This window comes from Collimonas sp. (assembly GCF_039923675.1).
Lineage (GTDB): Bacteria > Pseudomonadota > Gammaproteobacteria > Burkholderiales > Burkholderiaceae_D > Collimonas.
The window spans coordinates 61,645-78,873 of record NZ_JBDTCG010000097.1; the positions used below are offsets into that span (position 1 = coordinate 61,645).

At 58.0% G+C, this 17,229-nt stretch carries 16 protein-coding genes; 8 read left to right on the top strand and 8 right to left on the bottom strand.

What is annotated here, in order from left to right; genetic code table 11:
• Positions 1-16 precede the first annotated feature (16 nt).
• Positions 17-424 (bottom strand): biopolymer transporter ExbD, encoded by a 408-nt coding sequence (locus ABI171_RS21805; protein ID WP_348094665.1) that lies wholly within the window; start codon positions 422-424, stop codon positions 17-19.
• Between the two features lie 239 nt (positions 425-663).
• Entirely contained in the window at positions 664-1,233 is a 570-nt protein-coding gene (locus ABI171_RS21810) for a hypothetical protein (RefSeq protein WP_348094666.1), read from the bottom strand.
• Between the two features lie 146 nt (positions 1,234-1,379).
• Here ABI171_RS21810 and ABI171_RS21815 point away from each other — a divergent pair, with 146 nt between their 5' ends.
• The 3 genes from ABI171_RS21815 (at position 1,380) to ABI171_RS21825 (ending at position 4,565) form a co-directional block, all read left to right on the top strand.
• Complete coding sequence (locus tag ABI171_RS21815) at positions 1,380-1,742, top strand: winged helix-turn-helix domain-containing protein (protein ID WP_348094667.1); 363 nt, start codon at positions 1,380-1,382, stop codon at positions 1,740-1,742.
• Between the two features lie 220 nt (positions 1,743-1,962).
• Complete coding sequence (locus ABI171_RS21820; RefSeq protein ID WP_348094747.1) at positions 1,963-3,336, top strand: metallophosphoesterase; 1,374 nt, start codon at positions 1,963-1,965, stop codon at positions 3,334-3,336.
• 14 nt (positions 3,337-3,350) lie between these two features.
• Positions 3,351-4,565, top strand: a complete 1,215-nt coding sequence (locus tag ABI171_RS21825; protein ID WP_348094748.1) for a cytochrome c peroxidase — start codon at positions 3,351-3,353, stop codon at positions 4,563-4,565.
• 314 nt (positions 4,566-4,879) lie between these two features.
• Here ABI171_RS21825 and ABI171_RS21830 read toward each other — a convergent pair whose 3' ends face one another.
• Positions 4,880-6,511: an NAD(P)/FAD-dependent oxidoreductase gene (locus ABI171_RS21830; RefSeq protein ID WP_348094668.1), complete on the bottom strand. Its 1,632-nt coding sequence runs from the start codon at positions 6,509-6,511 to the stop codon at positions 4,880-4,882.
• A gap of 329 nt (positions 6,512-6,840) precedes the next feature.
• Here ABI171_RS21830 and ABI171_RS21835 point away from each other — a divergent pair, with 329 nt between their 5' ends.
• A complete protein-coding gene (locus tag ABI171_RS21835) occupies positions 6,841-7,095 on the top strand; it encodes a hypothetical protein (protein ID WP_348094669.1) in 255 nt (84 codons plus the stop codon).
• A gap of 17 nt (positions 7,096-7,112) precedes the next feature.
• On the opposite strand, the gene mnmC is transcribed toward ABI171_RS21835, so the two are convergent.
• Complete coding sequence (gene mnmC, locus ABI171_RS21840; RefSeq protein ID WP_348094670.1) at positions 7,113-8,864, bottom strand: FAD-dependent 5-carboxymethylaminomethyl-2-thiouridine(34) oxidoreductase MnmC; 1,752 nt, start codon at positions 8,862-8,864, stop codon at positions 7,113-7,115.
• Between the two features lie 227 nt (positions 8,865-9,091).
• Here mnmC and hemN point away from each other — a divergent pair, with 227 nt between their 5' ends.
• Positions 9,092-10,519: an oxygen-independent coproporphyrinogen III oxidase gene (gene hemN, locus ABI171_RS21845; RefSeq protein ID WP_348094671.1), complete on the top strand. Its 1,428-nt coding sequence runs from the start codon at positions 9,092-9,094 to the stop codon at positions 10,517-10,519.
• A 25-nt stretch (positions 10,520-10,544) separates the two neighbouring features.
• Here hemN and fnr read toward each other — a convergent pair whose 3' ends face one another.
• The 4 genes from fnr to ABI171_RS21865 all read right to left on the bottom strand — a co-directional run bounded on the left by fnr (position 10,545) and on the right by ABI171_RS21865 (position 14,450).
• Complete coding sequence (gene fnr, locus ABI171_RS21850) at positions 10,545-11,297, bottom strand: fumarate/nitrate reduction transcriptional regulator Fnr (RefSeq protein WP_348094672.1); 753 nt, start codon at positions 11,295-11,297, stop codon at positions 10,545-10,547.
• A gap of 92 nt (positions 11,298-11,389) precedes the next feature.
• Positions 11,390-12,478, bottom strand: a complete 1,089-nt coding sequence (locus ABI171_RS21855; RefSeq protein ID WP_348094673.1) for a fatty acid desaturase — start codon at positions 12,476-12,478, stop codon at positions 11,390-11,392.
• A gap of 223 nt (positions 12,479-12,701) precedes the next feature.
• Positions 12,702-13,316 (bottom strand): OmpW family outer membrane protein, encoded by a 615-nt coding sequence (locus ABI171_RS21860; protein WP_348094674.1) that lies wholly within the window; start codon positions 13,314-13,316, stop codon positions 12,702-12,704.
• Positions 13,317-13,451: 135 nt separating this feature from the next.
• A complete protein-coding gene (locus ABI171_RS21865; RefSeq protein ID WP_348094675.1) occupies positions 13,452-14,450 on the bottom strand; it encodes a TraB/GumN family protein in 999 nt (332 codons plus the stop codon).
• A 140-nt stretch (positions 14,451-14,590) separates the two neighbouring features.
• On the opposite strand from ABI171_RS21865, the gene ABI171_RS21870 reads away from it, so the two are divergent.
• The 3 genes from ABI171_RS21870 (at position 14,591) to ABI171_RS21880 (ending at position 17,196) form a co-directional block, all read left to right on the top strand.
• Positions 14,591-15,271 (top strand): pyrimidine 5'-nucleotidase, encoded by a 681-nt coding sequence (locus ABI171_RS21870; protein ID WP_348094676.1) that lies wholly within the window; start codon positions 14,591-14,593, stop codon positions 15,269-15,271.
• A gap of 92 nt (positions 15,272-15,363) precedes the next feature.
• Positions 15,364-15,939, top strand: coding sequence for a nucleoid occlusion factor SlmA (gene slmA, locus ABI171_RS21875; protein WP_348094677.1), 576 nt, complete (start codon positions 15,364-15,366; stop codon positions 15,937-15,939).
• A gap of 105 nt (positions 15,940-16,044) precedes the next feature.
• Complete coding sequence (locus tag ABI171_RS21880) at positions 16,045-17,196, top strand: ABC transporter substrate-binding protein (RefSeq protein ID WP_348094749.1); 1,152 nt, start codon at positions 16,045-16,047, stop codon at positions 17,194-17,196.
• Positions 17,197-17,229 lie beyond the last annotated feature (33 nt).

A 17,229-nucleotide genomic window follows, 5' to 3' on the forward strand; every position in this document is an offset into this window, starting at 1 on the left:
GTCGTCATTGCCTGCATCACGGTTTGCGGGTAGCGATGGAGATCGACTCGAAGCCATTCTGCTTCAGGGTATCCATCACTTCCACCAGCCGTTGCACCTCGACGCCGCGATCGCTGTTGACGATGACGTTGAGTTTTTCACCGTTCTTTTTTGCCAGGTTCAGGCGCGCCGGCAATCCGCTGATCTTGGTGTCGACGCCGTCGACCTGCAACGCATCGTTCAAGCCGATGGTAATCACCGCCTTGTTTTGCGGCTTCAGGTCTTGTGAACTGCTGGCGCTCGGTAGATGTGTTTTCAGGCCCAGGGCCGGAATCACGTTGAGACTGATCAAGACGAAAAACACCAGTAGAAACATCATGACGTCGATCATCGGAATAATCTCGACGCGGGCTTTCCGTTTTTTTTGTTCGTCCCAACTACGCATTGCTATACCCCCGGTTGAAGATGTGCGGTGAGCGCGATAACGTGCACGGCGCTACGCAGTTTGCGCAACACTACACTGGTTGATCGCTATAATTTCTATAACTGTCGGCAGAATAGCGAGGAATTATTTCGGCAGTATTACAATGAATAACAATGTGGCGATCGCGCCACGTCTTGGTTTGCGGTACTCTGGGAGAGTGTTGGATCAACCTCGGATTTTCGCGGCGTGCGCGTCAGGAATCAGTTGCGCGGGAGGGGGAAGAAAGATAACAGGAGCTTGATCGCATAGACCACGATCAGCGAGCCGGTCAGGTCGCCGATCGACATGACGATCAGGCCCGACCAGAAATGATAGGAGACGCCGCGCAAGACAAACCACATCAGTTGCAGCAGCGGATTGGCGAGGCCATAGAGCAGGATGCAGGCCAGCAGGTTAGTCGTGGTCAGGTTGCTGAGCGACGGCTGCAAGCGCATTTCCCGCAAGGTGAAGCGATAGGAAAGATAAGGCGCCAATGCCGAGATTGCGCTATAGCCGATGGTGGTGACAGGATCGCCGGGAAATAGCGCGTAGATGCTGGAAGTTAGCAATGAGCCAATCAGGATGCCGATGACGCCGGCTTCGGCAAATAGCAAAGTACAGATAAGGCGTATCCCTGCCGGCAAATAGATCCAGGCAATCCCTTGGTTAAACTCGATGTGCGTGAACAGCCAGACATTGGTCGTGTACACGAGCGTGTACACCGCCACCGTGATGGTGATGGTCAGCAGATTTTGGCGCAGCTTGTCGGCAAGGGGTGAAGTAGATCGCATGGCGCGCTTATTCTACTGAATTAAGTTGCCGATGTATCTGCATGTGTGGCGCAATGTGCTTGCGGCGGCTGCAAATTGACAGGTATGATCGTTATGTAATCAATAGCGCCAGCTTTTGGTTTTTTACTGCAGTTTATAAAATAGCCATGAACAAAGACAACCGACCTGCAGATATCTATGTACGTTTTCTACAACTGGCGAATGCGCTGCGCGGCTTGCCGTCATTGCCGTCGCTGGACCCGCTGGAAGACCGCATCCTGGCCTTTGTCGCCCGCTCCGGACAAGCGCGCGAGCGGCTTTCGGTACGCGACATGATGGCGCAGAGCGAACTAGGTTCGCCGGCCATGTTGCATGCGCGGCTGAAATCGATGCGGGAAAAAGGCTGGATCGTGTTGTCGGATACCGACGATACGCGCCGCAAGCAGGTCGAGCTCAGCCAGGCCGCCTGGCTGCATTTCGATAAGTTGTCCAAGTGCCTGGTGCAGGCGACGCGGGACGCCAGTAAATAGATGTCGTTTGCTCACAGTGGGGCCGGCAAGTTCCTTGCAATGAAAAATACGCCATCGGCGTATTTTTTTTGCCTGTCGTTTGTAACAGGCAGGTCATATTTTCTTTTTATAATTTGCCAACTCTCCGTCATCTACCTTCAATTCTGTGAGCACCATGGACGCCATCAAGCAGCAACAACAGCGGAAGCCATTTGCAAAAACCATAGGCCTGGCTTCGACCATGACTCTCAGCCTGCTGGTGGCAGCCTGCGGTGGTAGCGACAGCAATATCGATGCCGGCGTCAAAGCTGCCTGGGTGACGGTCAACAGCAACAACCAGGCGATCGTCCGGGTGATCACCACCGATGCCAGTTGCCCCGAGGTGCATGATGGTTTCAGCTACACGGCGATGACTTTGCGCGCCGTCGCCGGTACCGTGGCGCAGCGTCCGACCGCAAGCGCGGCCACGGACTCCAAGCCTTCCGCTTTCCCGGTTACTGCCTGTGAGTACAAGGTTCCCGCCGACAGCAGCGGCATCTCTGTCGGTTCGCGCAACTTGCCGCTGCCGAAGAAGACACCCCAGCGTATCGTGGTGCTGGCCGATACCGGATGCCGTTTGAAAAAGGCCGACAATGCCTGGCAAGCCTGCGATGACAACGACTCCTGGCCATTCCCTGAAATCGCCAGCACGGCGGCCGCCATGAAGCCCGATCTGGTGCTGCATATCGGCGATTATCATTATCGTGAAAACGCCTGCCCGGCCGATATCGCCGGTTGCAAAGACAGTCCCTGGGGCTACGGCTGGGATGCCTGGCAAGCCGATCTGTTCAAGCCGGCGGCGCCGCTGATGGCCGCCGCGCCGTGGGTCATGGTGCGCGGCAATCATGAAGAATGCGCGCGCGCCGGCCAGGGCTGGTTCCGCTTCCTCGATACGCAAGCGCTTGATCCCAAGCGTTCATGCGACGATCCGGCGAATGACGCTGCCGGCAATCTCTCCGACCCGTACGCGGTGGCAGTCGGCGCCGACACGCAAGTGATCGTGTTCGATTCAGCCAAGGCGGGCAGAGCCGCGCTGGCCACCAACGATCCGCAATTCATCGTCTATCAGGCGCAATTCCAGACAGTCAACCGGCTTGCGGCGAAAACCGGCGTCAACAGCATATTTACCAACCATCATCCGATTCTCGGTTTCGCGCCGATCGCCGGCGCACCGCCGGCGCCGGGTAACCAGGCGCTGCAATCGGTGATGCAAAGCGTCAACCCGACCGCGTTTTATCCGGCTGGCGTCAAGACGGCGATCCATGGCCACGTCCATGATTTCCAAGCCATCAATTTTTCTTCGAACCATCCCGCCACGTTCGTCTCCGGCAACGGCGGCGACAACTTGGATGTGAATTTCGCCGATCCTTTCCCCGCCAATACCAATCCGGCTCCCGGCGCCATCGTCGACAAGATTTCGCACACCAGCAGTTTCGGCTTCATGGTGATGGATCGCCAAAGCAATGGCAACTGGGCATACAAAGCCTATACCCGCAAAGGACTGCTGCTGACCACCTGTATGCAAAGCGGGAACCAGATCAGTTGCGACAAGACCGGTTATCTGGCGCCAAACTGATGCGTTGGAAGTCGATGCAGATCCTGGGGGCGCTATTGCTGCTGCCGCTTTTGGCAGCAGCAGCGAACACGCCGCTCTACCCTGAAATGCCGGCGCCCGCTGCTGCGCCTGTCGATTCACCGGCACTGGTCGCCTTAGGCCGCAAGCTGTTTTTCGATACGCGGCTGTCGGAACCGCGCGGCACCAGTTGCGCCGGTTGCCATGCGCCGCAGCAGGCTTTTTCAGGCAATCACGGTTCACGCATCGGCGTCGCGCTCGGCAGCCGTCCGGCCAGCCTCGGCACGCGCAACACACCTTCGGTGCTTTACCTGCGCTATACGCCGCCACGCTTTTTCTACCAGGACGACGACGCCCTCGCGCCGATCCCATTCGGCGGTTTATTTTGGGATGGACGCGCCGACACCCTGGCAGAGCAGGCGCAAGGCCCCTTGTTCAATCCGTTGGAAATGAATAACCGCAATCCGCGTCAGCTTGCCGCAAAACTGGCGCAGGCATATGCGTCGGATATGCGGGCGCAATTTGGCGCGGCGATATTTGAGCGGCCAGCGAAAGCCACGGAAGCCGCCACGCTTGCGCTCGCAGCATTTCTACGCAGCGACGAAATGACGCCGTTCAGTTCCAGGTACGACGCCTATATTCGCGGCAGCGGCAAACTGGACGAGGCCGAAATGCGTGGCCTGCGCTTGTTCAAAGACCCGGACAAAGGCAACTGCGCGTCCTGTCATAAATTCAACGACAGATCGAGCAATCCGGCGCGCTCGATGTTCACCGATTTTGGCTACGACGCGGCGGCTGTGCCGCGCAACCGCCGCATTGCAGAGAATCGCAATCCCAAGTTCTATGATGTCGGTTTGTGTAAAACCGCGGATCAGCTGCAATGGCCGGACAGCAGCCAATGGTGCGGCTATTTCAAAACCCCCGGCTTGCGCAACGTCGCCGTGCGCGAGAGTTTTATGCACAACGGCGTATTCACTTCCTTGCGTGATGCCGTCGCGTTTTACGCAACCCGCGCCACCAAACCGGGCAACTGGTACAAGACCGGTGTCAAGTTCGATGACGTCCCTCCCGCCTATCGGGAAAACGTCAATATCAATTCGGTGCCGTACAACCGGCGCGAAGGTAGTGCGCCGGCGTTGAGCGACAGCGATGTTGACGATCTGGTGGCTTTTTTGAAGACGCTGACGGATGCTCAGTTTGTCAAACCGCAAACTAATGCGGCGAGTAGATAAAAATTCTGGCCCGTTCGAATGGTCTTTATCTCATGACGTATGCATTTTTAGTTAACACTTATGCATGTCATTATCAACAACAGGCACGCGCAGAGCGATACGAGGATTTTTCACTTGATGAATGCTTTCTAATTCCTGTTGGATGGCTTGCTTAGGAGTGTTACAAAATCAAGCCGCGTTTGGTCTACGAAATACGGGACGTGCAACTGATCGTGCAGGTGGTGGCTGTCGGAAAGCGTGAGCGCAATGCCGCGTACAAGCTTGCAGAAAGACGTTAGGGAGTGTCTTGCGGCTCCCCAACGGGACACAGCAGTTTAATTTTTGTTCAGCATGCTCAGCGCAACCGCTTCCGCCACCCGGATCCCGTCAATCGCCGCCGACATGATGCCGCCGGCATAACCAGCGCCCTCACCAGCAGGGAACAAACCGGTCGTATTCAAGCTTTGCAAACTGTCGTCATGGCGCTTGATGCGTACCGGCGACGAGGTGCGGGTTTCGACGCCGGTCAATACCGCATCGGCCATGGCGAAGCCGCGGATTTGTTTGTCGAAAGCCGGCAACGCTTCGCGAATCGCTGCGATTGCGTAGTCCGGCAAGGAGGTGCTGAGATCGCCCAGCAGCACGCCGGGTTTGTAGGATGGGATCACCGAGCCAAGTTCAGTCGATGGGCGGCCGGCAATGAAGTCGCCCACCAGTTGGCCCGGCGCATCGTAGGTACCGCCACCGAGTTCAAAGGCGCGCGATTCCCATTGCTGCTGGAAAGCGATTCCCGCCAGCGGATGGCCGGGATAGTCGGCCGGGGTGATGCCGACCACGATGCCGCTGTTGGCGTTGCGTTCATTGCGTGAGTATTGGCTCATGCCGTTGGTGACCACACGGCCGGGTTCCGATGTGGCCGCCACCACGGTGCCGCCAGGGCACATGCAGAAACTGTAAACCGCTCGACCACGTGCTTGACCAGATTCACAGTGATGTACCAGCTTGTAATCGGCGGCGCCGAGAATCGGATGACCTGCACTTGGGCCAAAACGGCAGCGGTCGATCAGCGATTGTGGATGCTCGATGCGGAAGCCGAGCGAGAACGGCTTGGCTTCGATATAGACGCCGCGATCGTACAGCATCTGGAAAGTATCGCGCGCGCTGTGGCCGATCGCCAGCACCACATGGTCGGTGACGATGGTTTCGCCGCTGGCCAGCACGACCGCTTGCACCTGGCCCTGGCCATCGTCCGACTTGATAACGATGTCTTCCACTTTTTGCTGGAAGCGGAATTCGCCGCCGAGCGCCTCGATCGTCGCACGCATTTGCTCGACCATCTTGACCAGGCGGAAGGTGCCGATATGTGGCTTGCTGACATACATGATTTCTTCCGGCGCATCGGCTTTGACGAACTCGGTCAGTACCTTGCGGCCGTAATGCTTGGGATCCTTGATCTGGGTCCACAGCTTGCCGTCGGAAAAAGTGCCGGCGCCGCCCTCGCCAAACTGGACATTGGATTCGGGCTGCAATTCGCGCTTGCGCCACAGGCCCCAGGTATCCTTGGTGCGCTCGCGCACCGCCTTGCCACGTTCCAGGATGATCGGATTGAAGCCCATTTGCGCCAGGATCAATCCGGCGAACAGGCCGCAAGGGCCTGTGCCGATCACGACCGGCCGCGATTTCAGCTGGCCGGGCGCCTGCGCCACAAAGCGGTAATTGGAATCGGGCGTCGGCGTCACGTTGCGATCGCCCGCGCGCCGCTTGAGGACGGCGCTTTCATCCTTGAGCTCGACATCTACCGTGTAAGTCAGGATCACCGCGGTTTTTTTGCGGGCATCGTAGCTGCGCCGGAAAATTGTGTAACCGAGCATTTCCTCCGCGGCGATGCCGAGCCGTTCCAGAATCGCCGCGTGCAGGGCGTCTTCAGGATGATCTAGAGGCAGTTGTACTTCATTCAATCGCAACATGGGTAATCCGGGAAGTCAGGTGGGGATAGCTGGCAAGCATAGTCTGGCGAGGCGTTGGCGCTATCCCGCATATATTTTATAAAACGACAATGCCTTCTGGCAGGCCGCCATTTTACCTTAGCGGGGCCTGCTCCGGCAGTTCACAAGGGATTCCGGCGCCTGGACAGCCTGTATCTTTTGGAAACACAAAATTACAAGTGGCCATGGTTTTATGACCTATATTTAATCGTCGCCGGAAGTTTTTAAATAATTAAAGGAGGTCCCCAATGAAGATCAAATCGATTTTATGTGTCAGCGCCCTGGCCCTGAGTGCAGGAATGATGGCGCCAATGAGCCAAGCTCAAGCCCAGGCATATGTAGGTGTCCAGATCGGCCAACCGCCGCCACCGCGCTATGAAATCGTGCCGGGGCCACGCCGTGGCTATCAATGGGCGCCAGGGTACTGGCGCTGGAACGGCCGTCGCCACGAGTGGATCGGCGGCACCTGGATGAGAGCGCGGCCGGGTTACCGTTACGTACCGCCAAGCTGGGTCAGAGGTCCGCGCGGCGATTGGCAAATGCGGCCATATCGCTGGGATCGTTAAGCAACGCCAAGGGCGCCTCAGGGCGCCCTTTTTAATGGGACGGGTTTAGTATCATGGCGTTGTTTTTTTAGTAAAAACCGTCCCGGGTCGAGCGCTGCAGCCAGATCCGCCTCGATGGGTAATGGTTCGCCCCCAAGTTGCGCCGCCAGTAATTCCGCCGCCAATGGCGCCCAGATCAGGCCGCGTGAAGCGTAGCCCAGCAAACTATACAGCCCTGGAAAGCGCGGCAGATCCTTCAATTTTGCTTCGCGCACGCTGGATTGCCCCGCCTGGTCCGGCAATCCCCCAACCAACGGCAAGCGGTCGCCGGCCACGCAGCGAAAGCCGACACGCCCGGCCAGCGGCAACTCGCTGCCCAGCCATCCCGGCAGGATATTTGCCAAGCGCGCCAGATTGTCGGCCTGGCTGTCTTGCCGCAATTCCGTATCAGTATCCTCGTCGTAAGAAGCGCCGACGCTGCAGACGCCTTCGCAGGCCGGCGTCAAATAGGCTTCGCCGCAAATCACCGGCGTGATGGCGGGAGTCAGATCGGCGTCGATATGGGTGATCTGCCCGCGTATCGCCGTGAGGGGCAAATTCTCTGCTTGCGGAAAGTCGAGCGCCTCGCAGCCATTGGCCAGGATCATTACCGGCGCGCGCGCAATCTCGACGCCGTTCTGGTCGCGCGCTATCCAATGTTGCTGTTCGCGCTCAAGGGTCGTCACGCGTTGCTCGAAAAGAATTTTCAAACCAGAGCCACAATCATCCAGCATTGCCCGACACAGACTCTGCGGCTGCACCCAGCCGGCGGCCGGGAAATACCAGCCGCCGTTGCTGACCGGATTGCCGGCCAGGCGGGTTGCCGCTGCTTGATCCAGCCATTCGGCAAAGTCCTCCGGATAACGCCAACGATCGGCCAGTTGTTGCTGAGCGGCGGCATGTCCGGCATCGCGCGCGATTTGCAGTACGCCGCAGGTAGCGCCGGTGAATGCGTTGCCGATACCGCCTAGCTGCTGCCAGACATGCCGGGCAAACAAATAAGCGTTGCGGCTCAGACGCGAACTTGGGTTATCGTCGCGCGACAGCAGCGGCATGAAAATGCCCGCTATGTTGCCGGAGGCTTCTTGCGCTATTTCAGCGTGGCGCTCGATCAGCGTGACTCTCCAGCCGCGCCGCGCCAGCCGCTGGCAAGCCGCACTGCCGGCCAGTCCGGCGCCGATCACAATAGCGTGGCGATCAATGACGGCCGGGGTATTTTCTATTTGCGATCGTGGCGTAAAGCGCGGCGAAAAAATGGCGCGCGAGGCATCTTTGTCAAAAATAAATCCTGCTTGCTCGAGCGCAGCCTGCCGCGCTTCAAGACCCGCTATCTCGAGGGAGCATATGGAGAGACTCGCCTGCGCGGCCGCCATTCTGCCCAGCGTGCCAAGCAGGGGCCGGGACCACGTCAGCCAACTCTGGCCATGCAAATGGAAAGCATCAATACTTGCCACAATCTGGCGCAGGCAAGCAGTGCTGTCGCCGACCATCAGCGTCAGCACCAGCTGGCCGCTCTGTAAAAATAGCCGGTGAAACCCTGGCACCGCAGGCGGCCATACGGCGCACAACTCAGCGGCAAGCGCTTGCCATTGCGGCCATTTTTCCAACAGGGGCTGCAACGCCTGTAGCGAGGTCATGTCAGGCATCAGGGCCAGGTAATGCAACTGTTGCGGACGTTGCGGGTGATCGCGCCAGGCTTGCCAGGTCGTCAGGAAATATGCGCCATCGCCAAAGTCGCTGTCCAGTAGCACAAAGCGATCCTGTCCCCGCCACCGGCTGGTGTGTTCTGACGATACTTTGGCGGAATGGCTGATGGACATGAAGAGAGCGTAAGGCGACAGTGGTCAAGAACGAATTATAGGCACTATCGTGTTTCCGTAGCAGCCATAGTAACGCCGGCTTGATCTATGTCAAAGCGCAGGCCAGCCCTGCAAGCTAGGCTATAGCGATAGACATAGCACATCGCCGGAGCCAGATCATGTTAACTTCCCCAACGCCGATAGCCGCGGTTGCGTCGCTGGCTGCGCTTGCGTTCGAACCGTCCTTGCTGAGCAAGCTGAACCAGCTCGGACCGCGCTATACCTCCTATCCGACGGCAGACAGGTTTTCCGATGCATTCGGCGTCGAAGCCTATGAACAGGCGGTTTCCGACCGGCGGGCGATGGGCGCGCGGCACGCCTTGTCGCTGTATCTGCATATTCCATTTTGCGACACGGTCTGCTATTACTGCGCTTGCAACAAGGTCGTAAGTAAAAATTTGAACAAGGCCGCACTCTACCTGACTTACCTGAAGCGCGAGATTGAAATGCAAGCGGCTTTGTTTCAAGGCATGAACCAGGTTGAACAGCTGCATTTCGGCGGCGGCACGCCAACCTATCTGAGCGATCGCCAGATGAATGAACTGATGGCGCATCTGCATCAGCATTTTCAGTTTGCGCCGGATCAACTGGGCGAATATTCGATAGAAGTCGATCCGCGCACGGTCACGCCGAAGCGCATCGTCACGCTGCGCCGCCAAGGTTTCAACCGGCTCAGCCTGGGTGTGCAGGATTTCGACCACGCGGTGCAGAAAGCGGTGAACCGGATCCAGGCGGAAGAGGACACGCTACGCATCATCGATGCGGCCCGCTTTGCCGGCTTCCGCTCGGTCAGCATCGATCTGATCTATGGCTTGCCGAAGCAGAGCCTGACGTCGATTGCGCAAACGCTGGACAAAGTGATTGCGGCTGCGCCGGATCGCATCGCCATCTACAATTATGCGCACATGCCGCACCTGTTCAAACCGCAACGGCGGATTGCCGACAGCGACCTGCCGACGCCTGCCAGCAAGATCGACATGCTGTTCCTTTGCATCCAGCGTCTGACGGCGGCTGGTTATGTGTATATCGGCATGGACCATTTCGCCAAACCGGACGATGACCTGGCGATCGCACAGCGGCAAGGACGTTTGCACCGCAATTTTCAAGGCTATTCGACGCATGCCGAGGCCGACCTGGTGTCTTGCGGCGTGTCGGCGATCAGTGCCGTCGGAGCCAGCTACAGCCAGAATGAAAAGACGCTGGAGGCCTACTATGAGCGGCTCGACCGGCAGCTGCTGCCGATTGCGCGCGGGATCAAACTGAGCATGGATGATTTGCTGCGGAGACTGATTATCCAGCACCTGATGTGCCATTTTGAATTGTCGCCGGCGTCGATCGAGATGGCCCATCCGATCAAGTTCGCCGAGTATTTCGCGAAGGAGCTGGCGCAGCTGAAATTGCTGGAAGCGGATGGCTTGCTGCTGTTGGAAGACGACTGGATCAGCGTCACCATGAAAGGGCGTTTGCTGATCCGGAATATCTGCATGGTGTTCGACCGCTATCTGGATCCCGTGAAAGATCCTGTACGCTACTCGAAAACCATTTGATGCAGGCGCCGCGAACCGCCAGCGATCAGATGCAAGCCTCGGCGCCGGTCGCCAGTGTTTTCAATGCCGGCAAGTCGATCAGCTCAATTTCCCGGTTGCTGACTTTCAGCATGCCGTCTTTCTTCAGCTTGGACAGCAGGCGGCTGATGCTTTCGATCGTCAGGCCGAGATAGTTGCCGATATCCTCGCGCGTCATGCGCAGCTGGAAACTGGTCGATGAATAGCCGCGCGCCGCGTAACGCGACGATAGGTTGACCAGGAAAGCCGCAAAGCGCTGTTCGGCGCGCATGTTCCCAAGTAGCAGGATGACGCTTTGTTCGCGCGTGATTTCCTTGCTCATGATGCGATGGAAATGCCGCAACAAGGTGGGAATGTCGCCGAACAGTTCTTCCAGCCGCACAAAGGGAATTTCGCAGACCTCGCTATCTTCCAACGCCATCGCATCGCACTGATGGGTATCGGTGCTGATCGCATCCATGCCCAGCAATTCGCCGGTCATCTGGAAGCCGGTGATTTGCTGCGCGCCGTCGGGATTGGCTTGCGAGGTCTTGAACTGGCCCACCCGCACGGCATACAAAGAGTTGAATTTATCGCCGATACGGTACAAGGTTTCTTCGCGTGCGATGCGGCGGCGGCCGATAATCCCATCCAGGCGCTGCATCTCAGGTTCATCCAGTCCCATCGGCAGACATAGTTGGTGCATGCTGCAAGAAGAACAACTGGTGCGCAAGGCTCTGATGTCCAACAGCGGCGCTGTACGGAGTGGAGCGTGATTCATGGCGGGATCCGGTGGAAAGCGTGGCGTTGTAACTTGCCAAGACATGCCATTCTACCGCCATGTGCCGTAGAACAGCCAAAACCTGACTGGAATCAATTGACGATGGCAGCCGCGCTGGTCGGCATGCCGGCAAAATCAGTCCAGCAATGACGCCGGAAATCATACAGTTTGCAGCGCCGCGCCGTATCGAAATACCAGCGCCAGGAAAATTTCTGGATCACGATGCGCAGGGGCAGCATGGTTTCAAGAATCTGCTGCGCTTCCTGCAGGCGATACAGCGGGATACTCATGTCGACGTGATGCGCGGTGTGCTCCATGATGTGATGCAAGAGCGCGCCGATGCGGTAGCGGAACGTCAGGTGCACGGTGGTCGAGACAAACGGTTGCGATGCCGCCCAGGTGGCTTTCTGATCGTACCAGGCGATGCCGGTATGGGTGTGATGCACGTAGACGACAAAGCCGATCATCGCATTCCAGAACAGGAACGGCAGCACGAAGCCGGCCATCAAGGTCAGCCAGATCGATTGCGTGGTGGCCAGTGCCGCGGCAACCAGCACGGCAATCCAGACCAGCGCCGCCACCGTCACCAGGATGCCGTCCCAGACGAATACCGGACGCCGGGTCGGCATGGTGCGACGATTCGGAAAGTACATGCGTTGCCACCACATTTCAACCAGGTAGTACAGCCACGGCGCCCAGCCGCTGCGGTAGATGCGTTCCAGCCATTGACGCCGGCGCGGCAGGGCCTGGAACTCTTCCAGCGACAGCGGTTGCCAGACGAAATCGAAGCCTTTCAGATTGGTGTAACCATGATGCACGACGTTATGGCCCACATCCCACAGGCTGTAAGGCGTCAGCGACGGCAGGAACACCAGGCGGCCGAGCCAGCGGTTGAGACGCCGGTGCGGCGTAAAGCTTTGATGGCAGGCATCATGGCCGAGGATGAACAGACGGCCGATGATGAAGCCCGCGATCGCACCGGACAATAATTTCATCGCGATATTTTGCAGCCAGACAGTGGCGACGATCGCCAGTGCGAACAGGCATAGATCGAGCAGCACCAATGCCAGCGCACGGTTGGTGTTGCGCTGCGCGACCGGCAGCAGCCAGGAACGAATTACTTTTCGATGTGGCATGGCTGTCGACGGTGATACCGGCTCGGGCAAGTGGGAGAAATACATTTGGCAAACCTTTGATAGGGAGATGACGCCGCCTGATCTTAAGAGAGTTGATCGGGAGCGACCTTGATTTCGATCAAAGATTGTTGAGATTGGCCGTGCTGCGATCCCGGGTCATGTCAGCAGTGGAAAAAAGCGCGCCAGGCAGCTTTGCCCCTGGCGCGCAACAGTCCGGGGAAAGACTGATGAGGTATTGATTTCGCGATGACGCGAACGCGTATCCGGTCTAGAAGCGGTAGCCGACGCCCATGCCGATCAGCCATGGATCGATCTGCACGCGGCTGATTTTTTCGCCGCCGGCATAGACATCGCTGCGGATCTGTATTTTTTTCACATCCAGGTTGAGCGACCAGTTTTTATCCAGCTTGTAATCAAGCCCGGCCTGCAGCGCCAGGCCCCAGCTGCTGTTGTCCAGCGAACCGGCGCCATTCAGCAGGTCGACGTTCGAAATACGGGTGTAGTTAACTCCGGCGCCAAGATACGGGCTGAATTGCGCTTGCGGCAGGAAATGGTATTGCAAGGTCAGCGTCGGCGGCAGATGTTTGAAACTGCCGATATTTTTTCCATCCAGCGAAACATTCTGCTTTTGTGGATAGGTCAAGACTAGTTCCGTCGCCCAGTTCGGCGTGAAGAAATAAGTAATGTCGACTTCAGGGATGGTCTTGTTATTGACCTGCAAGCGGTCGGATGCGCCGACGCCGCCAATCGGATCCGACTTGTTCGCCGGCTTCAGATAGTCGGCGCGCAGCCGTATTTGCCAGGGACTTTCTTGCGCCATGCTGTTGCCGGCCAGGACCAGCGCCAGCGCCGAAAGCGCCAATATGCATGCAGGTTTTTTCATTTCCAATTCCCGTTTTTTCTGTGAGAGGTCTGTGTTGACCTTAACTGTAAAAGGAAACGCTGCACTATGATTTGATGTAAATCAAATCAATCGCAGAACCCCGAAATGCGGGTAGTCATGATGACGCGTCGGGTTTCAGTAAACCCGCTTCACGCTATAACCACGCTGCTGCAATATTGCCAATACGCTGTTGGGCCCCACCAGGTGCAGCATGCCTATGGCGACGAAGGGATAGTCGCTCGAGTTGGCCAGTTTGGCGATGCCGTCCGCCAGTCCCGGATTTCTGCCGTCGAGCAAGGCGCGTTGCACCAATTTGCTGGCAAACGTATCTTCGGCATTCATTTCCGCCAGCATCGCGGCCAAGCCGTCGACATCGCCGCTGCGCCACAGATTGACCAGCTCCAGCGAGCGCTGCGCTTTGGCGGGATCCTGGATTTCATCGACGCTGTCTTGCAGGAACCGGACTTGTTCGGTAAGCGACAGGCTCCCCAGCAGCGACAGCTGCGCTTCGGCGGTTTCCAGCTCGACCAGCCGCTTGTTGCTGCTTTTCGCCAGATTGGCCAAGGTGGTGTCGACGCCGTATTGCGACAGATAGCCTTGGCTGCTGTACTCATTGATGCCTAACATGGTCGCTATCAGCCAGGGTTTCAGGCTGGCGACCTGGTCCGGCGCCATGCCGTATTTTTCCAGCAGCGCGGCGAGCTGCCTTTGCAGCTTGGGCGGCAAATCCTTCTGGTGCGATTGACCGTCCGGGTAGATACCATATTTTTTTATCAACGGTATCATGCCCTGGCTATTGTTCGGATCGATTTCCAGGGCGATACACGACGATTGTTGTATGGCTTGCAATACTTTGGTATCTAATGGATAAAAATCCGCCTTGCCGACGTGAATCGTGCCGAACACGTAGGCGCTATGGCCGCCGCGTTGTATCTGGAACATGGCGCCGCCCTGGCGCACGCTGGCGGCCGGCTGTAGCGAGGCGGCGGCAATGCCATCCTGGGCGAACAGCGGCGGCGCTCCCGCCAGCAACGCTCCCAGCCCCAAGGTCAGCAGCAGTTGGCGTGGCCCGATCCATGGCCAAGGGCAGGGCAGTGGCGCGAGTAATCTCGCGGCTGAACGTAGTCCTGCCACACCTAATATCACTATAATCTGACGAAACACATGTTCCCCTTTTGCTGGTCGACTCAAAGATTCTAATTTCCGGAAAATCACCGGCGTTCATCATGGTAATGGATTCAAGAAGAAAAAATACAAGGGGAAAGAATAGGGCCATGCTCTGGCTGTTCGACCTGGACAATACCCTGCACAACGCTTCGCATGCGATTTTTCCGGCGATTCACGTCAACATGAACGCCTTCATGGCGCGCACCCTTGGCAGCGACGGCGTTGACGCCGATGCCGCTACTGTCAATGCCGCGCGCGAAAATTACTGGCGGCGCTATGGCGCGACCTTGCTTGGCATGGTAAAACATCATCAGGTACGGCCTGAAGATTTTTTACGCGAAGCGCATCGCTTCGACGATCTGCCGGGCATGATCCGGGCCGAACGCGGCCTGATCAATTTGCTCAAACGGCTGCCGGGCCGCAAGATTCTGCTGACCAATGCGCCGCTGCGCTACTCTGGCGATGTCATGCGCCACTTGCGCCTGCAGCGTCATTTCGGCAAGCATATTTCGATTGAGGCCATGCATGTACACCGCCAACTGCGGCCCAAGCCGTCGCGGCATTTGCTGCGGCAGCTGGTGGCGCGCGAGAAAGTGCCGGCGCGGCGCTGCATCCTGGTGGAGGACACGATCACCAATCTCAGGGCCGCCAAATGGGTCGGCATGCGCACCGCGTGGGTGACGCAGTACCTGAAGGATCAGTCAAATACGATAAAGCGCCCCAATTACGTCGATGTCAAAGTAAAATCCGTCCGTCAGCTGAGCAAGAATCTGCACCGTTTGCGTTGAAGCCGCCATAGCGGCTAGTGTGGTGGTCCGGCGCCGGGGTTCCGATTCGGCCACAGTTTTCCTTATCTCCATCATTACTAAAATAAAAAATCATGGCTACTACCAAACCAGGCGAGCGTAAACTTCAAATCCTTCAGACCCTGGCGGTCATGCTGGAACAACCCAAGGGCGAAAAAATCACCACGGCCGCGCTGGCGGCCCGGATCGAGGTCTCGGAGGCGGCGCTGTACCGGCATTTCGCCAGCAAGGCGCAAATGTTCGAAGGCTTGATCGATTTTATCGAGAACACCGTCTTCGGCCTAGTCAACCAGATTACCGAACAGCAGGAAAAAGGCTTGCATCAGGCGCAGGCCATTACGCTGATGCTGCTCAATTTTGCCGAGCGTAATCCTGGCATGACCCGCGTCATGATCGGCGATGCGTTGGTGAATGAGGATGAACGCCTTCAACTGCGCATGAACCAGTTCGTCGACCGCATCGAACTGTCGTTGAAGCAAGCGCTGCGCACCGCCGCCGCGCAAGGCGAAGCGAACGAAGCGGAAACCGCGATGCGGGCCAATATCCTGGCCAGTTTCGTGCTGGGCCGCTGGCAGCGTTTCGCCAAGAGCCGTTTCCAGCACAAGCCCGGCGCCGACGCCGCGCAACAGGTAGCGCTGATGCTGGTTTGATTTTTTTGCTACCATCGTGGGCTTGGCGCTCTCGCCGCCCGTGACGGCTGCGCACAAGCGCTATAACCACATGGAGCAGATCAGATGAAAAAAGCATGGTTGGGGATGACCGTTCCCGCAGTACTGGCAATCAGCCTGGCCGCAGGCAGCGGCGGCGCGTACGCCCAGATCAAAGTAGGTGTGAGCGTGTCCGCCACCGGCCCGGCGGCTTCACTGGGAATCCCGGAAAAAAATACCTTTGCCTTGTTGCCGAAGGAAATCGCCGGTCAGAAAGTGGAATACATCGTGCTTGACGACGCCACCGACAGCACCACCGCCGTCAAGAATGCGCGCAAGCTGGTCAGTGAAGAAAAGGTCGACCTGCTGATCGGTTCGACCGCGGTGCCCGGCTCGCTGGCGATGAGCGATGTCGCCGCCGAATCCGGCACGCCGATGATCACGATGGCGGCTTCGGCTGCGTTGATCGAGCCGGTCGATGCCAAGCGCCGCTGGATTTTCAAGACCCCGCAAAACGATTCGCACATGGCGACCGCAATCATCGCCCACATGGCGGATGCCGGCGTCAAGAGCGTGGCCTTTATCGGCTTCTCCGATGCCTACGGCGAAGGCTGGTATCGCGAGTTTTCCAAGCTGGCCGAGCTGCGCAAGATCAAGATCGTCGCCAATGAGCGTTTCGCCCGCAACGATACTTCCGTGACCGGCCAGGTATTGAAAATGGTCAGCGCCAATCCCGACGCCGTGCTGATCGCCGGCGCCGGCACCCCGGCCGCCTTACCGCAGAAGACCCTGAAAGAGCGCGGCTACAAAGGCAAGATCTACCAGACTCACGGCGTCGCTAATAACGACTTCTTGCGTGTTTGCGGCAAGGATTGCGAAGGCACTTTCCTGCCTGCCGGCCCGTTGCTGGTGGCGGAGCAGCTGCCGGACAGTAATCCGGTCAAGAAGTCGGCCATGGCTTACCGTGCAGCCTATGAAAAAGCCTATGGCGTCGGCAGCATCTCTACCTTCGGCGGCCATGCCTGGGATGCCGGCATGCTGCTGGGCGCCGCTGTGCCTGCGGCCCTGAAGAAAGGCAAACCAGGCAGTCCGGAATTCCGCGCCGCGCTGCGCGACAACATAGAAGCCATCAAGAACCTGCCGGTCTCGCAAGGCATCGTCAACATGAGCCCGACCGATCACGTCGGTTTCGACCAGCGCTCGCGCGTGATGGTGGAAATCGTCAACGGCAAATGGAAACTGCTGGGCGTTGCGCAGTAACTCGGTAACCTCGGTAACTTCACGCGGCACAGG

What these genes read in the sequence shown, in the direction of transcription:
- ABI171_RS21805 (WP_348094665.1), bottom strand. Translation starts at nt 424, where the DNA reads ATGCGTAGTTGGGACGAACAAAAAAAACGGAAAGCCCGCGTCGAGATT.
- ABI171_RS21810 (WP_348094666.1), bottom strand. Translation starts at nt 1,233, where the DNA reads ATGCGATCTACTTCACCCCTTGCCGACAAGCTGCGCCAAAATCTGCTG.
- ABI171_RS21815 (WP_348094667.1), top strand. Translation starts at nt 1,380, where the DNA reads ATGAACAAAGACAACCGACCTGCAGATATCTATGTACGTTTTCTACAA.
- ABI171_RS21820 (WP_348094747.1), top strand. Translation starts at nt 1,963, where the DNA reads ATGACTCTCAGCCTGCTGGTGGCAGCCTGCGGTGGTAGCGACAGCAAT.
- ABI171_RS21825 (WP_348094748.1), top strand. Translation starts at nt 3,351, where the DNA reads ATGCAGATCCTGGGGGCGCTATTGCTGCTGCCGCTTTTGGCAGCAGCA.
- ABI171_RS21830 (WP_348094668.1), bottom strand. Translation starts at nt 6,511, where the DNA reads ATGTTGCGATTGAATGAAGTACAACTGCCTCTAGATCATCCTGAAGAC.
- ABI171_RS21835 (WP_348094669.1), top strand. Translation starts at nt 6,841, where the DNA reads ATGAGCCAAGCTCAAGCCCAGGCATATGTAGGTGTCCAGATCGGCCAA.
- hemN (WP_348094671.1), top strand. Translation starts at nt 9,092, where the DNA reads ATGTTAACTTCCCCAACGCCGATAGCCGCGGTTGCGTCGCTGGCTGCG.
- fnr (WP_348094672.1), bottom strand. Translation starts at nt 11,297, where the DNA reads ATGAATCACGCTCCACTCCGTACAGCGCCGCTGTTGGACATCAGAGCC.
- ABI171_RS21855 (WP_348094673.1), bottom strand. Translation starts at nt 12,478, where the DNA reads ATGTATTTCTCCCACTTGCCCGAGCCGGTATCACCGTCGACAGCCATG.
- ABI171_RS21860 (WP_348094674.1), bottom strand. Translation starts at nt 13,316, where the DNA reads ATGAAAAAACCTGCATGCATATTGGCGCTTTCGGCGCTGGCGCTGGTC.
- ABI171_RS21870 (WP_348094676.1), top strand. Translation starts at nt 14,591, where the DNA reads ATGCTCTGGCTGTTCGACCTGGACAATACCCTGCACAACGCTTCGCAT.
- slmA (WP_348094677.1), top strand. Translation starts at nt 15,364, where the DNA reads ATGGCTACTACCAAACCAGGCGAGCGTAAACTTCAAATCCTTCAGACC.
- ABI171_RS21880 (WP_348094749.1), top strand. Translation starts at nt 16,045, where the DNA reads ATGACCGTTCCCGCAGTACTGGCAATCAGCCTGGCCGCAGGCAGCGGC.